Here is a 14,609-nt window from a genome sequence, read left to right as displayed (position 1 = left end):
TGCTTTTGATCTTGATCTTGATCTGAGGCGCCCCGTTAACCACGTGGCCGAACGCAGGCTTGAATCCGTGGGTAACCCGGCAGGACGCCGGGTTAGCCGCGATGGGCCAAGGATGGCCCATGGCGGCGGCCCACGGATTCAAGCCGGAGTGAGGGCATGCCGAGCCTAGGCGAGGCACCGAGTGGTGGGGCAAGAGCCCTTTTGGTTACTTTTGGGGCTCTTTTCCAAAAGTGACCCGCCGTAAGGGCGGAACCAATAGCCGCCGTTACCGCAGCAACGGATATGTACTCAATCTACCTAAACCATCCAGGCTAAAAGCAACACAAAAAGTTGCGTAGATACCTATGGCTATCGCAGGCAAGCCAGCTCCACATACCTCACAACTCGCCCCACCCGCAATCCGCTTCAACCCCAACACCATCAACCCCGCCCCCAACGCCATCGCCGACATCAGCAGCGGATACGACACCCACCAAGGCGTCCCCGCCGTCATCATGCTGAACTCCGACATCCCACCCACACTGGCAATCAGATTAAGCGGCAAAAACACCACATTGATCAGCGTCAACTTACGCAACAGATTATTCATGCTGTTGTTCATCAAGTTCCCACGCGCATCGATCAACCCGGAAAACACATTGGAGTAGATCTCCGCCTGCTTGTAGCACTGGTGATTCTCGATGATCAAATCATCGATCAACCCCAAAATCTCAGCACTGAAATGCTCCTTTTCCGCGTGGTTACGCAGCCGCGAAAGCACCGCGCCGTTGCTGTGCAGCGCATTGATGTAATAGATCAAACTCTCGCTGAGGCTGAACATCTGCATCAAGTGATGGTTGCTCATCGACGCGTTGAACTGCTGCTGCAACTCCCGCGCAACCAGCTTGATCACCTTAAGGTGGCCCAAGTAGTGATGAATGTTATTGAGCAACAAGTCGAGCAACACATCCAGCGGTGTGTGCAGCGGCCGGCGTGCGCCGAGCCCAGACAGCGGGGTTTCATCAGTGGCGATCACCAACAGGCGATCCTGGGAAAACAACAGGCCGCAGGACGACACCTCAAACACCAGATTGCCGCCGCCGGAATAGTTTTCCGGGCGCTTCCAGATCAGGAACAGGTTATCGGGGTGAAACTCGATACGTGACACCTCATCCGGGTCCAGCGCCGAGGCCAGGGCATGCTCATCCAGCTTGTGGTGGTCGCGCAGCCACTCACGCTCTGCAAGGTCGGGGTTGTTGAACAGCATGATCGGGGCATCTTCGCTCTCCCCACTGCGCAACTTCCCACCGGAGAACTCAAAGCGCTGGATCATCGCGCGTCACCACACCTGGCCTTGACGCTTCAACTCCAGGCGCCGCACAAACTCCTCCAGCACCAGGGCATACAGGTCGTCTTGCAGGTAGGCGTCTTCGATGCCGGCGTCCATATTGGGGTTGTCGTTGACCTCGATCACCACCACTTTGTCGCCGGACTGTTTGAGGTCGACCCCGTAGAGGCCGTCGCCGATCAAGTTGGCAGTCTTCACCGCCAGTTCCACCACCGCCTTGGGCGCTTCGTGGACCGCCAGGGTGCGGCATTCGCCGTTGATGTCCTGGCCGATGGCCTTGTGGTTGTAGATCTGCCAATGGCCCTTGGACATGAAGTACTGGCAGGCAAAGATCGGCTTGCGGTTGAGTACGCCGATGCGCCAGTCGTACTCGGTGTAGAAGAATTCCTGGGCCAGCAACAGCACCGAATGTTCGAACAACTCGGCGGTGGCCTTGAGCAACGCCTCCTGACTTTCCACCTTGATCACGCCCCGGGAGAAACAGCCGTCGGGGATCTTCAATACCAGCGGGAAGCCCAGGCGCTCGCCGACCCGCTCGAAATCTTCCGGTCGTTCCTTGTACAGAATTTCGGTGGCGGGCATGCCCAGTTGGTGGCTGTTGAGCAGGTCGGTGAGGTAGACCTTATTGGTGCAGCGCAGGATTGACGCCGGGTCGTCCATCACCACCAGGCCTTCGCTTTCGGCCTTTTTGGCGAAGCGATAAGTGTGGTTGTCGACGCTGGTGGTCTCGCGGATCAGCAAGGCGTCGTATTCGGCGAGGCGCGAATAATCCTTGCGTTCGATCAGCTCCACATCAATGCCCAAGCCCTTGCCGACCCGCACGAAGTTTTCCAGGGCGCGGGCGTTGGATGGCGGCAGTTGCTCCTGGGGATCGTGCAAAATCGCCAGGTCGTAACGGGCCAACCGGCGTGAGCGCGGTTGGCGCCAGATCTTGCGACTGAAGTTGTCGAGGGCGTGGGCGAACTGGTCTTCCTGGTCGTCGCGCAACTTATGCAATACGCCGGATTTGACCCCTTCGATGTGCCAGCCGTTATTCTTGCGAAACTCAACTAACAGAATCGGGCACGGGAAGGTTTCAAACAACTGACGGGCCAACTCCTGCAACGGTTCTATATTGGTTCGGCCAAAGTAAAGCGTCAGGGTAAAGCCTTCGGTATTGCTGTAAAGGTGATGGCTCAAGGCTTTATCGAGGGTTTTATCCAGGTCATCCAGCGACAAGCCATACAACGACTTCTTGGTCAGTTCGCTGATGGTACGCACCGATGGAATCACCTTGTGCCCACGCGCCTCGGCCAGCAGCGAGCAGTAGTAACCGTGCCCCAGGTACTTGTAGCTGCGGCACAGGTTGATCACCTGCACACGCTTGCCCGTCTCGTTCTCGCGGGTTTGCTCCAGGTACTCCTGGGCGGTGACGATGTCTTCGCTGGGAAAGTAGGAGGCCCAATCTTCCTTGCGTTCGACAATGATCACGACTTGGCTGGAACCTTTGAGGGGAGGCGAAAAATAACCCTTGGAAGTTATTGTCGCCGCGACTGTTTGCTCGGATACTTCACGCCAATGACTTTGTACCGCCGACATAATATTTGATCCGCTTTAGAGAACTCGACCTTTTCTATTAAGCACGATCTTTTAGAGAAGTCCCGTTTCGTTACGCAACTTTTACGGCGGTCATATGGCTCTTTCCTTTCGCGTTGCAACACCCGCTGACGTGCCCGAATTGGTGGCACTGGAACAGCACTGCTTCACCACCGACCGGCTGTCGCCACGCAGTTTTCAGTGGATGGTCAGCCGCGCCCATGGCCAGTTGCTGGTCGCTGAAAATGACGACGGTTTGCTCGGTTATGCGCTGGTGCTGTTCCATCGCGGTACTTCACTGGCGCGGCTGTATTCCATCGCCATCGCCGAGCACGCACGCGGCATGGGCCTGGGCAAACAGTTGCTCGCGCGCATCGAGGCTTGCGCCGTGGCCCACGATTGCGCCTACCTGCGCCTCGAAGTACGCACCGACAACCCCGGCGCCCTGGCCCTGTATGAGCGCAATGGTTACCGGCGCTTTGCGCTGATCAACGACTACTACGAAGACCACGCCCCGGCCCTGCGCCTTGAAAAACGCATCGTCCAGCACCAGGACGCGCGCCCGCAAAGCGTGCCGTATTACCAGCAGACCACCGACTTCACCTGTGGCGCCGCGTGCCTGCTGATGGCCATGGGCGCGCTGGTGCCTGCGCGTGTGGCTGGTCGGCGCGAGGAGCTGCAAATCTGGCGTGAAGCGACCACCGTGTTCATGACCGCAGGCCACGGTGGCTGCAGCCCGCAGGGCCTGGCACTGGCGGCGTGGCGCCGGGGCTTTCGCGTACGTATGCAGGTGAATGTGCGCGGGCCGCTGTTTCTGGATGGCGTGCGTGACCAGCATAAAAAGGACGTCATGCGCCTGGTGCACGAGGCGTTTGAGGAAGAACTGACGGGCAGCGACGTCGAGCAGGTGCTTGGCGGCGCGCTGGATTTACCTCAGGTACTGCGCGATGGCGGGCAGCCGCTGGTGCTGATCAGCAGCTACCGGCTGACCCGCTCCAAGTCGCCGCACTGGGTGATGGTCACCGATTGCGACGACGACTTCGTCTACCTGCACGACCCGGATGTGGACCACAGCCAGCACCGCCAGCCCCTGGACTGCCAGCACTTGCCGGTCAGCCATGGGGAGTTCGAACGCATGTGCCGGTTTGGCAACAACAAGCTGCGCGCGGCCGTCGTGCTCTTCACTCGGTAAAGGCTCAGGCCACCTGCTTGATGCCGGCCTTGGCTTCCAGCTCGCGCACCAGCGGCAGTACGCGTTTGCCGAAGTACTCGACTTCCTCCTGGAAGTGCAGGAAGCCCGCCAGCACCAGGTCCACGCCGACGGCCTTGAGCGCAACAATGCGCTCGGCAATCTGTTGCGGCGTGCCGATCAGGTTGGTCTTAAAGCCGTCGTTGTACTGCACCAGGTCTTCAAAGCTGGATTTAGCCCAGTTGCCCTCGCCTTCCGGTGAGGCTTTGCCGGCCTGCTTGGCCGCGTCACCAAAGGCATTCACGGCTTCCGGGTCGGCCTTGTCGATGATCTCGGCGAGCACGGCGCGGGCTTCTTCCTCGGTGTCGCGGGCGATCACAAAGGCGTTCACGCCAACTTTGACCGAATGGTTATTCGCCGCCGCCTTGGCGCGAATATCATCGACCTGGGCCTTGATGCCTTCCGGCGTGTTGCCATTGGTGAAGTACCAGTCTGACACCCGCGCGGCCATGTCCCGCGCCGCTCGCGAGCTGCCGCCCTGGAACACTTCCGGCTGGCCCAGTGGCTTAGGCTTGAGGGTGTAATGGTTGAACCGGTAGAAGTCGCCTTTGAAGGTGAAATCGTCCTGGGTCCAGATGCCTTTCAGCGCGCGGATAAACTCCTCGGAACGCCGATAACGCTCATCGTGTTCCAGCCAGTGTTCACCGATCGCCTGGAATTCGCCCTTGAACCAACCGCTGACGATATTCACCGCAATGCGACCGTTGGTGAGCTGGTCGATGGTTGCCAGTTGCTTGGCCGCCAGCGCCGGCTGCCACGGGCCGGGCAGGATCGCCGCAATCACTTTGAGCGTGGTGGTCGCCGCCAGCAATGCATGGCTGAACGCCACGGATTCATGCTGGTTTTCCGCGCCGTAACCTGCGGTGAAGCGGATCTGCGTCAGCCCATATTCAAAGCCGGCCGCTTCGGCCAGCTGTGCCAGTTTGCGGTTGTAGTCGATGCCCCAATGGGTGCGTTGCTCGATCTTGCTCACCACCAGCCCACCGCTGACGTTGGGCACCCAATAGGCAAATTTCACGGCTTGCTGACTCATCTGGGAGTACCTCGCATGAAGGGATGTACCCAGTGCTTGAGCAGCAAGCGTGCCAGGCCGCGGCAAAGGCCCGGCGCAAAGACGTTGCGGCCTGAAAACCGCGGTTGAACGATGACCGCGTGAATGTCGTGGATCGCGCCGGTTTGTCGGTTTGCTGTTGCCGGAGCAACAGTTGTACGTATCCAGGCGCCGTAAACACGGGCCCCGGTGCCCGGCACGGACTGTGCAATCGGCTACCTATTGATCACTGCCCAGGAGCCGTCCCCATGACCGAGCAACACGTCATCAACCCACTGTCCACCGGCGTCGACTACCCCACGTTGGCCGCACGCTTTCGGCCGATCTTCCAGCGCATTGCCGAGGGTGCCGTAGAGCGCGAGCACAGCCGCACCCTGCCCTACGAGCCGATCCAATGGCTCAAGCAAGCTGGTTTTGGCGCGGTGCGGGTGCCGGTGGAATACGGCGGCGGCGGCGCGTCGTTGCCACAGCTGTTCGAACTGCTGATTGAACTGGCGGCCGCCGACTCCAACGTGCCGCAGGCCTTGCGCGGGCATTTCGCCTTTGCCGAGGACCGCCTGAATGCGCCACCGAGCGCCGGCCGTGAGCGGTGGTTCAAGCGCTTTGTCGATGGCGATATCGTCGGCTGCGCCTGGACTGAAATCGGCAACGTGGCCATCGGTGATGTGGTCACCCAGGTCAGCCCTGACGGTGACCAATGGAAGCTCAACGGTGAAAAGTTCTACAGCACCGGCAGTCTTTTCTCCGACTGGATCGACGTGTATGCGCAGCGCAGTGACACCGGTGGAAATGTGATCGCCGCCACCCGCACGCGCCAGCCTGGCGTGGTGCAAAGCGATGATTGGGACGGCTTTGGCCAGCGCACCACGGGCAGCGGCACTACGCGTTTTACCGATGCGGAGGTGGAAGCGGAAAACGTGATCGACTTTGCCACCCGTTTCAAATACCAGACCGCTTTTTACCAGTTGGTGTTGCTGGCAAGCCTGGCCGGGATTGGCCGCGCGGCGCTCAACGATGTGGCGCATCAGGTGCGTAATCGCACGCGTATTTACAGCCATGGCAATGCCGCGCATGTCAGTCAGGATGCGCAGGTTCAACAGGTGGTGGGTGACGTGGCGGCGTTGGTGTATGCCGCCGAGGCCAGTGCGTTGAAAGCTGCGGTGCCGGCGCAATGGGCGTACTTGGCACGGTTTGGTGGGGATGACGTAGCGGAGCGTGAAGCGAATGTGGCGGCCGAGATTGAATCGGCGACGGCGCAGGTGGTGGTGTCGGGGTTGGTTCAGCGGGCTACCACTGAGTTGTTTAATGCGCTGGGGGCGTCGGATGTGCGCCAGGGCAAGGCGCTTGACCGGCATTGGCGGAATGCGCGGACGGTGTCTTCGCATAATCCGGTGATCTACAAGGCGCGGATTGTGGGGGATTGGGTGATCAATGGGGCGGAGCCGCCGTTTGTGTGGCAGATCGGGAATGGGCCGGGCAAGGGGTAGGATTTATCACGACCGGGTAAATTCAATCCAGGCGAAAAATCAAAACGCCAACTTATACCCAATACCCATCAACATAACCGCCAGACACGGCCGCAACACACCATCCGGCACCTTGCCGGTCATATGACTGCCCAGATAAATCCCAGGCAACGACCCCATCAGCAAAAACCCCAACAGATGCCAGTCCATATTCCCCATGCTGGCATGCCCCAATCCCGCCACCAGCGTCAGCGGCACCGCGTGGGCAATCTCCGTCCCAACCAACCGCCGCGTAGCCAGAAACGGATACAGGATAAACAGCGCAACCGTCCCCAGCGCACCCGCGCCGATAGACGTCAGCGCAACCATGGTCCCCAGCACCGCCCCGGTCACCACCGTCAACGCGTTCAAATTACGCGGGGTCATGTGATAGTCATCACCCGCATGACGCTGGGCAAAAGCCAACAAACTTTTCTTAAACAGAATCGCCAGCGCCGTCAGCAGCAACACAAAACCCAGAGCCTGCTTGATCACCGCGTTCATGGCACTGGGATCAGTGTGCAGGCTTGCGAGGAACCACAGCGTCAGCAGCACCGCCGGCACACTGCCCAACGTCAGCCAGCCGGTGATGGTCCAGTCGATGTTCTTATTCTTGCTGTGCACCAGCACGCCACCGGACTTGGTGATAGCCGCATACAACAAGTCAGTGCCCACGGCGGTGGCCGGGTTAATGCCGAACCACAACAGGATCGGCGTCATCAACGAACCACCACCGACACCGGTCATGCCCACGATAAAACCAACGATCAGGCCCGCAATTACAAAACCAACATTACCCACATCCATTACAGCTACCTGCGGCCTTATAAATTTCTGGCCGCAGGATAGCGATTTTTCTTATAACGACTTATATCAATATGATCTGACTTTATGCCTTTTACGCCAGCCGATGACAGACATAGGCCTGGGTCTGATACGGAAAAGCCACCGTGTCGCGCCCGCGCAACGCCGGGTGGGTTTCGATCAACGCCTGCAATTGCGCAGTGACCGTGGCTTTTTGCGCCGCTGGCAGCGCCGCGATAAAGCTCACCGAGAGGAAACGATCCATGATCACCTCCTGCGGACTGCCAACATGTTGATACGCAAAAGTGGTCATTTCGGGCGCAGTAAAGTACTCCCCCGTGAAGGCTTCGCGCCAACGACCAGAGTGAAAGCGCGGCGTGTCGCCCTCGTACGGCGTGATGATGTCGGTAATGGCCGCGACCCAGTCCACCGACTCATCGCGCACATTCCACACCAGCCCCAGCCGCCCACCCGGTTTGAGCACCCGGTGGATTTCCGTCAGCGCCGCCTCGGTGGAGAACCAATGGAAGGCTTGCGCGCACACCACCGCATCGGCGACGGCGGTTTGCAACGGAATGGATTCGGCGGTGCCATTGACCAGGCGCACATCCGGCAACAGTTTACTCAGTTGCGCGCCCATGGCTTGCACCGGCTCGACGGCGATTAACGCAGGCGCCAGAGTGTTGAGTAAACGGGTGAACTTGCCGGTGCCGGCGCCCAGGTCGATCACCGTCGAGTGCGCGTCGATGTGCAGCGCCTCGGTCAGCCAGCCGGTGAGTTGTCGTGGATAGTCGGGTCGGCCCTGGGCGTAGGTGACGGCTTGGATAGAGAAACCCTGTTGAGCAGACGTGTGGACACCAGTCATTGCCAATCTCTCCTCGGGTATAGCGGGGCGACAGTGTGCGCCCTTGCGCGTTTATTTTCTAATCACTGCATCCAATCGTGCGCGTCCCGGGTAGTGCTTACAGTTGTCCCGCTGTTTTACTCAATGGAGAAACACCGATGAACGCTAAAGCACTGTTCTGCCTGACCGCCCTGCTGGCCGCTGCGCCAACGGCTTTCGCCCAGACCGGCTTGCCCGACAGCATCAAGGTGCCGGATGGGCACAAGGTGGCGCTGGAGACCACCGGCGTCGGCGAAATCACCTACGAATGCCGCGACAAAGCCAACGCCGCCGGCCAGACCGAATGGACCTTCGTTGGCCCCAAAGCCGTACTCAACGATCGCAGCGGCAAGCCCGTCGGCACTTACTTCGGCCCGCCGGCCACCTGGCAGGCCAATGACGGCTCGAAAATCACCGGCACTCAACTGGCCGTGGCGCCGTCGAGTGCGGGCAACCTGCCCTATCAGTTGGTCAAGGCCAACCCCGCCGAAGGCAAAGGCGCGATGAGTGGCGTCAGTTACGTCCAGCGGGTCGCGCTTCAAGGAGGTGTAGCGCCGAGTACCGAATGCACCGCCGCCAACAAGGGCAAGCAAGAGAGGGTGAAGTACCAGGCCGACTACATTTTCTGGGCGGCCAACTGAGCAATTTCAGCTACGCTGCTGAGCTAGCGCCCCGCCCTCTGGGTCGGGGCATTGGTTTTGTTCTTGCTGCGGAAAACGGTGTCCTTGCCCGAAACCACTTTTGATTACGAAGCCTGTTTGGGCGCTTGTGCCCGTGGCGACCAACGCGCCCTGCGCCGACTGTATGAGCACGACAGCAGCCGACTGCTCGGCGTGGCCATGCGTATCGCCCGGGACAGAGCCCTGGCCGAAGACATCGTGCATGATGCGTTTATCAAGATCTGGCGCGGCGCCGGCAGTTTCGACCCCAACCGTGGTTCGGCACGTGGCTGGGTGTTCAGCGTAACTCGGCACTTGGCATTGAATGGGGTGCGCAACCATCACCGCGAAGTGGCGTTGGGCGAAGAACATGAATACGTTGCAGACGCCGACGACAGCTTTGAATTCACTGCGCGCTCAGGGCAGATTCAGCACTGCCTGGAACAACTCGACCCGGCCCGTCGCCGTTGCGTACTCCACGCGTATGTCGACGGCTATTCCCACAGCGAAATCGCGCAGAAACTGGACACCCCACTGGGGACAGTCAAAGCCTGGATCAAACGTAGCCTCGCCGCGCTGCGGGAGTGCATGGCATGAGCAACCCATTGGACGAACTGGCCGGCGAATACGTGCTGGGCACCCTGCCCTTTGAGCAACGCGCCGAGGTTGAACAGCGCTTGCCCCAGGATGCCGAGTTGCGCGCGGCGGTGGATGCCTGGGAGCAGCGCCTGTTGCCGTTGACGGCATTGGCCAAACCGGTGCCACCCTCCGCCCAGCTATGGCAGCGCATCGAGCGCACTGTCGCACCCGCCCCCGCCAACACCCAAACCCCGTGGTGGAACCTGCTCGCACTCTGGCGTGGCTTGGCCGGTGCAGGGCTGGTCACCACGTTAGTATTGGCAGCGCTGCTGCTGACGCGCCCGCCAACCGCTGAACCGACCTTTGTGGTGGTGCTGGTAGCGCCACAAAGCCAGGCGCCAGGCTGGGTGATCCAAGCCAGCAATACTCAGCAGATCCAGCTGATTCCATTGGGTGTGATGCAAGTGCCTGCCGACAAGGCCCTGCAATTCTGGACCAAGGGCGATGGCTGGCAAGGCCCTGTATCGCTGGGGTTGGTCAAGCCCGGCCAGACGTTGTCGGTGCCGCTGGACAAACTGCCGCCACTGGCGCCAAACCAGCTGTTCGAGCTGACCCTGGAAGATCTACAGGGCTCACCGACCGGCAAACCGACCGGGCCGATCCAGGCAATCGGCCGTGCCGTCAAAGTGCTCTGATCAGCCGACGCTGGGCAGCCACAGCCGAAACCGCGCCCCACCCAGGGGCGAGGCCAGGGCCGTCAAGCTGCCGCCCTGGGCTTCCATCGCGCGCCGGCTGATGGCCAGGCCGAGGCCGAAGCCGCCGGTGGCGCGGTCGCGGCTGTGGTCCAGGCGATAAAAGGGTTCGAAAATGCGCTCACGCTGGTCCACGGGAATGCCGATGCCATCGTCATCCACCCAGATTTCACAGCCGTTGGCACACACCTTGACGCCCACTTGGATGCGCTTGTCGCAGTAGCGCGTGGCGTTGCGCAGCAGGTTCTGCAACGCGCGGGCGGTGAGGCGCGGGTCGAGGCTGAAGCGCTCCACGGCGCAGTCGAGCGCCACGTCGATGACAATCTCGGGGTTTTCCAACTCGTCATCGACGCTGCCAAGCACGCTGTCGATAAACTCGTCGAGCACCACATCTACGCGCTCCGGCAGTTGCGCCGGGTTTTGCAGGCGGCTGTAGGAGAGCAATTCCAGCACCAGCTCATCCAGCTCACGGATGTGCGCCACCAGGCTTTGCAGGCGCTCGCGGCTGGCCGGCGGCAAGTCTTCGGACAACGCCAGGGCCAGGCCGAAATCCAGGCGAGTCAGCGGCGTGCGCAGTTCATGGGAAACCGCGTTGAGCAGGTCACGCTGCTGGTTGAGCAGGCGCTCGATGTCGTCGGCCATGGTGTCGAATACCGATGCCAGGCTGCCGATGTTGGAGCTGGCAGGAATACGCGTGCGCTCGGCCAGGTTGCCCTTGCCCAATTGCGCGGCGGTGGTTTTCAGGCGTTCCAGGTCACGCCAGTGCGGGCGCAGCCAGAACAGCAGGCAGGCCAGCAGCGCAGCGCCGATCAGCACGTTCATCGACCAGTACAACAGGTTCATGTCCAGCGGGTCTGGCGGGATGGTCAGCTTGACCGCGAATTGCTGGTTGATCGGCGAGCTGATTTCTTCCATCCAGCCCCACTCGCCCAGGCGGATCACCGGCTTGCCGTGTTCCAGCAGCTGTTCTTCTTCAGGGGTGTAGCTCGCATCCTGGCGCAGCAGCAGTTGCACTTTCAGCGGCGCAAAGTCGCGGCTCAGTTGGTCAGTGACCTGGGACCAACGCTCCACCGGCGCGCGCAGGTATTGCTTGACGATGAGCTTTTGCAGGCCGCGGGTTTGCTCGACGTTGTAGTTCAGGTAACGGTGTTCGAACACCTGGATCACCAATTTGGGGATCAGGTAGATCGCCGCACTGTAGGTGACGATGGTGATCAGGTAGAGGCGCAACAGGACACGAAACATGGATCAGCATTCCCACTCGGAACGGCTGAACAAGTAGCCCTTGCCCCACACGGTCTTGATTTTGCGCGCTTCACCGGCGTGGTCATCGAACTTGCGGCGCAGCTTGGAGATGGCCACGTCTACCGAACGGTCGGTGCCGTTGAACTCGATACCGCGCAGGCGTTGCAGGATTTGGTCGCGGCTAAGCACTTCACCGGCATGCCGAGCCAACACCACCAGCAGGTTGTATTCACCGCTGGACAACTCCACCGCCTGCTCACGCCAGGTCACGGTGCGTTCCGACAGGTCAATGCACAGGTTGCCCATGACGATCTGGTCATTAGCCACCTGGGGTTCGGACAGGCTGCTGCGGCGCAGCAAGGTGCGCACACGGGCCAGCAGCACGCGCGGCTCGCAGGGTTTGGTCACATAGTCGTCGGCGCCCATTTCCAGGCCCAGCACCTGATCGTGGCTGTCATCGCGTGCGGTGAGCATCAGGATCGGCAAGCCCGCCGAGTCGGTGCGCAACAGGCGGCACACTTGCAGACCGTCGAGGCCGGGCAGCATCAGGTCGAGAATCACCAGGTCCGGTGGGTTCAGACGCGCTCGTTCACGTACGTGGTCGCCACGGCTGAGCACGCTGACGTGGTAGCCATTGCGTTCCAGGTAGCTGGCAATCAGCTCGGAGAGTGCGGCGTCGTCTTCCACCAGGAGGATATTGGGCATGGTGTTTCCAGATAATGCTGTGCAGGATTGTGCAAGGATATACGCCCTCAGGCGACTGTGGGTCGCACCTTACATTTCTTCACAGACGAGCTACACAGCTTCACAGCACCACGACGCAGGTGTCTTTAGGATGCGCCAGTCAATATTGGGATATGAGCATGTCGAAGAATCTGTTTGCGCCGTTTTGCCTGCTGGCACTGACACTCGCCCTCAGCGCGTGTGGCCCATCGGCGGACGAAGCGCCGGAAACGCCCCTGGCCAAGGTCCGCATCGAAACCCTTGAGGCCAAGCCCCTCTCCATCACCAGCGAACTGAGCGGGCGTATCGCCGCGCCGCGCATTGCCGAAGTGCGCGCACGGGTCGCAGGCGTAGTGATGCAGCGCGTGTTCAAGGAAGGCCACGACGTGAAACAGGGCGACGTGCTGTTTCGTATCGACCCGGCGCCATTCAAAGCCGACCTCGACAGCGCCCAGGCCAACCTGAGCAAGGCCCAGGCCAACGCCTTCCAGGCACGCCTGCAAGAGCAGCGTTACAGCCAGTTGGTCGAAGGCAACGCCATCAGCGGCCAGGACTACGACAACGCCCGCGCCGCCGTGCGCCAGACCAATGCTGAGGTGGCCGCGAACAAAGCCGCCGTCGAGCGCGCCAAGCTCAACCTGGGCTACGCCACCGTGACCGCGCCGATTTCCGGGCGTATCGGCCGGGCGTTAGTGACCGAGGGCGCGCTGGTCGGCCAGAACGAGGCCACGCCGCTGGCAATCATCCAGCAACTGGACCCGATTCACGCTGACCTCACCCAGTCCACCCGCGAACTCAACGACCTGCGCCGCGCCTTCCGGGCCGGCAGCTTGAAACAGGTCGGCCAGGACCAGGCCAAGGCCACGCTGATCGAGGACGACGGCAGCCTGTACCCGCTGCCGGGCAAGTTGCTGTTTGCCGAAATCGCGTGACCCCGGCACCGGCAATCATCCTGCGCAGCGAATTCCCAACCCGACCTCGATGTGCCCGGCAGCTTTGTGCGCGTACGCCTGGACAGGCCGTGGATAAACAAGGCATCAGCGTGCCGCAACGCGCCATCACCCGCGACAGCGCCGGTATCCCGATGGTGCTGCTGTTAGACGCCGAACACACCGTGAGCCTGCAACCGGTGGAGCTGGGTGCGGTGATTGAGGATCGCTGGATCGTCAGCAGCGGCCTCAAGCCCGGTGACCGCATCGTCGTCGAAGGCATGCAACACGCGCGCCCCGGTGAAAAAGTCGAGGTGGATAACAGTCCAGCCTCCGGCCAGCCAGTCAAGGAATAACCCGCCATGCCGCAGTTCTTTATTGATCGCCCAATCTTTGCCTGGGTGGTCGCCCTGTTTATCCTGCTGGCCGGCGCGCTCGCCATCCCGCAGCTGCCGGTGGCCCAGTACCCCGACGTCGCCCCGCCGAAGGTGGAAATCTACGCGGTGTACCCGGGCGCCTCGGCCCAGACGCTGGACGAAAGCGTGGTCAGCCTGATCGAGCAAGAACTCAACGGCGCCGACCACCTGCTGTATTTCGAATCCCAGAGCAGCCTGGGTTCGGCCACCATTACCGCGACGTTCCAGCCGGGCACCAACCCGGAAATGGCCCAGGTCGATGTGCAGAACCGCCTCAAAGCGGTAGAGCCGCGCCTGCCGCAGGCGGTGACCCAGCAAGGCTTACAGGTGGAGAAGGTGTCCGCCGGCTTCCTGCTGCTGGTCACCCTCACCTCCACCGACGGCAAGCTCGATGCCGTAGCGCTCAGCGATTACCTGGCGCGCAACGTGATGAACGAGCTCAAGCGCCTGGACGGTGTGGGCAAGGCGCAGTTGTATGGCGCCGAGCGCGCCATGCGTATCTGGATAGACCCGCAGAAACTGATTGGCTTCAACCTCACGCCGGCTGACGTCAACGCCGCGATCAGCGCGCAGAACGCCCAGGTTTCGGCAGGCAGCATTGGTGATTTGCCAGGCACCAAAACCCAGGAAATCACCGCTGCGATCCTGGTCAAGGGCCAACTGTCGACCCCGGCGGAATTCGCCGACATCGTGCTCAAGGCCAACCCGGACGGCTCCACCGTGCGCGTCGGCGATGTGGCACGGGTGGAAATCGGCAGCCAGGAGTACCAGTTCTCCACGCGCCTGAACGGTAAGCCGTCCACCGCCGTCAGTGTGCAACTTGCGCCGGGGGCCAACGCGTTGAACACCGCCACCCTGGTGCGGGCGAAGATGGACGAGCTGTCGCGCTACTTCCGGCACTGATACAATCTA

Annotated in this window: 11 protein-coding genes and 3 pseudogenes; 7 read left to right on the top strand and 7 right to left on the bottom strand. The window is 61.2% G+C overall.

Annotated elements, in window-relative coordinates:
- Positions 1–394: 394 nt before the first annotated feature.
- Both GJU48_RS11045 and GJU48_RS11040 read right to left on the bottom strand, forming a co-directional pair.
- Positions 395–1,312: pseudogene (locus GJU48_RS11045) on the bottom strand (magnesium transporter CorA family protein); the annotation flags it as partial.
- Positions 1,313–1,318: 6 nt separating this feature from the next.
- Positions 1,319–2,905: a RimK family protein gene (locus GJU48_RS11040; protein WP_094953807.1), complete on the bottom strand. Its 1,587-nt coding sequence runs from the start codon at positions 2,903–2,905 to the stop codon at positions 1,319–1,321.
- A gap of 94 nt (positions 2,906–2,999) precedes the next feature.
- Between GJU48_RS11040 and GJU48_RS11035 the strand changes: the two genes are divergently transcribed.
- On the top strand, positions 3,000–4,094 hold the full coding sequence (locus tag GJU48_RS11035) for a GNAT family N-acetyltransferase/peptidase C39 family protein (RefSeq protein ID WP_094953806.1): 1,095 nt from the start codon (positions 3,000–3,002) through the stop codon (positions 4,092–4,094).
- A 4-nt stretch (positions 4,095–4,098) separates the two neighbouring features.
- Here the strand turns inward: GJU48_RS11035 and sfnG are convergent, their stop codons facing one another.
- The gene (gene sfnG / locus GJU48_RS11030) at positions 4,099–5,184 is read right to left on the bottom strand and encodes a dimethylsulfone monooxygenase SfnG (protein WP_094953805.1); all 1,086 of its coding nucleotides are present in this window, start codon (positions 5,182–5,184) and stop codon (positions 4,099–4,101) included.
- Between the two features lie 266 nt (positions 5,185–5,450).
- Here sfnG and GJU48_RS11025 point away from each other — a divergent pair, with 266 nt between their 5' ends.
- Complete coding sequence (locus tag GJU48_RS11025; protein WP_094953804.1) at positions 5,451–6,689, top strand: acyl-CoA dehydrogenase family protein; 1,239 nt, start codon at positions 5,451–5,453, stop codon at positions 6,687–6,689.
- Positions 6,690–6,728: 39 nt separating this feature from the next.
- Here the strand turns inward: GJU48_RS11025 and GJU48_RS11020 are convergent, their stop codons facing one another.
- The gene (locus GJU48_RS11020; protein WP_094953627.1) at positions 6,729–7,514 is read right to left on the bottom strand and encodes a sulfite exporter TauE/SafE family protein; all 786 of its coding nucleotides are present in this window, start codon (positions 7,512–7,514) and stop codon (positions 6,729–6,731) included.
- 91 nt (positions 7,515–7,605) lie between these two features.
- Positions 7,606–8,376, bottom strand: a complete 771-nt coding sequence (locus tag GJU48_RS11015; RefSeq protein WP_094953626.1) for a class I SAM-dependent methyltransferase — start codon at positions 8,374–8,376, stop codon at positions 7,606–7,608.
- Positions 8,377–8,513: 137 nt separating this feature from the next.
- Here GJU48_RS11015 and GJU48_RS11010 point away from each other — a divergent pair, with 137 nt between their 5' ends.
- From GJU48_RS11010 to GJU48_RS11000, 3 genes are all read left to right on the top strand, one after another.
- Positions 8,514–9,035 carry a DUF3455 domain-containing protein gene (locus GJU48_RS11010; protein ID WP_094953625.1) on the top strand — a complete coding sequence of 174 codons (522 nt, stop codon included), beginning with the start codon at positions 8,514–8,516 and terminating at the stop codon, positions 9,033–9,035.
- Between the two features lie 84 nt (positions 9,036–9,119).
- Complete coding sequence (locus GJU48_RS11005; protein WP_094953629.1) at positions 9,120–9,650, top strand: sigma-70 family RNA polymerase sigma factor; 531 nt, start codon at positions 9,120–9,122, stop codon at positions 9,648–9,650.
- A complete protein-coding gene (locus GJU48_RS11000) occupies positions 9,647–10,327 on the top strand; it encodes an anti-sigma factor (protein WP_094953624.1) in 681 nt (226 codons plus the stop codon). The genes GJU48_RS11005 and GJU48_RS11000 overlap by 4 nt, the downstream gene beginning before the upstream one ends.
- Here the strand turns inward: GJU48_RS11000 and GJU48_RS10995 are convergent, their stop codons facing one another.
- Together GJU48_RS10995 and GJU48_RS10990 are read right to left on the bottom strand one after the other, a co-directional pair.
- Positions 10,328–11,629, bottom strand: coding sequence for an ATP-binding protein (locus GJU48_RS10995; RefSeq protein ID WP_094953623.1), 1,302 nt, complete (start codon positions 11,627–11,629; stop codon positions 10,328–10,330). It lies immediately after the preceding gene.
- A 3-nt stretch (positions 11,630–11,632) separates the two neighbouring features.
- Entirely contained in the window at positions 11,633–12,334 is a 702-nt protein-coding gene (locus tag GJU48_RS10990) for a response regulator transcription factor (RefSeq protein WP_094953622.1), read from the bottom strand.
- A 158-nt stretch (positions 12,335–12,492) separates the two neighbouring features.
- Here GJU48_RS10990 and GJU48_RS10985 point away from each other — a divergent pair.
- Both GJU48_RS10985 and GJU48_RS25695 read left to right on the top strand, forming a co-directional pair.
- Positions 12,493–13,637, top strand: a pseudogene (locus GJU48_RS10985) (efflux RND transporter periplasmic adaptor subunit).
- Between the two features lie 6 nt (positions 13,638–13,643).
- Positions 13,644–14,597: pseudogene (locus GJU48_RS25695) on the top strand (efflux RND transporter permease subunit); the annotation flags it as partial.
- Positions 14,598–14,609: the final 12 nt, after the last annotated feature.

The organism is Pseudomonas sp. IB20 (assembly GCF_009707325.1).
GTDB lineage: Bacteria > Pseudomonadota > Gammaproteobacteria > Pseudomonadales > Pseudomonadaceae > Aquipseudomonas.
Note: the sequence above shows the minus strand (reverse complement) of the source record. Positions and strands in the feature narration are given on the sequence as shown.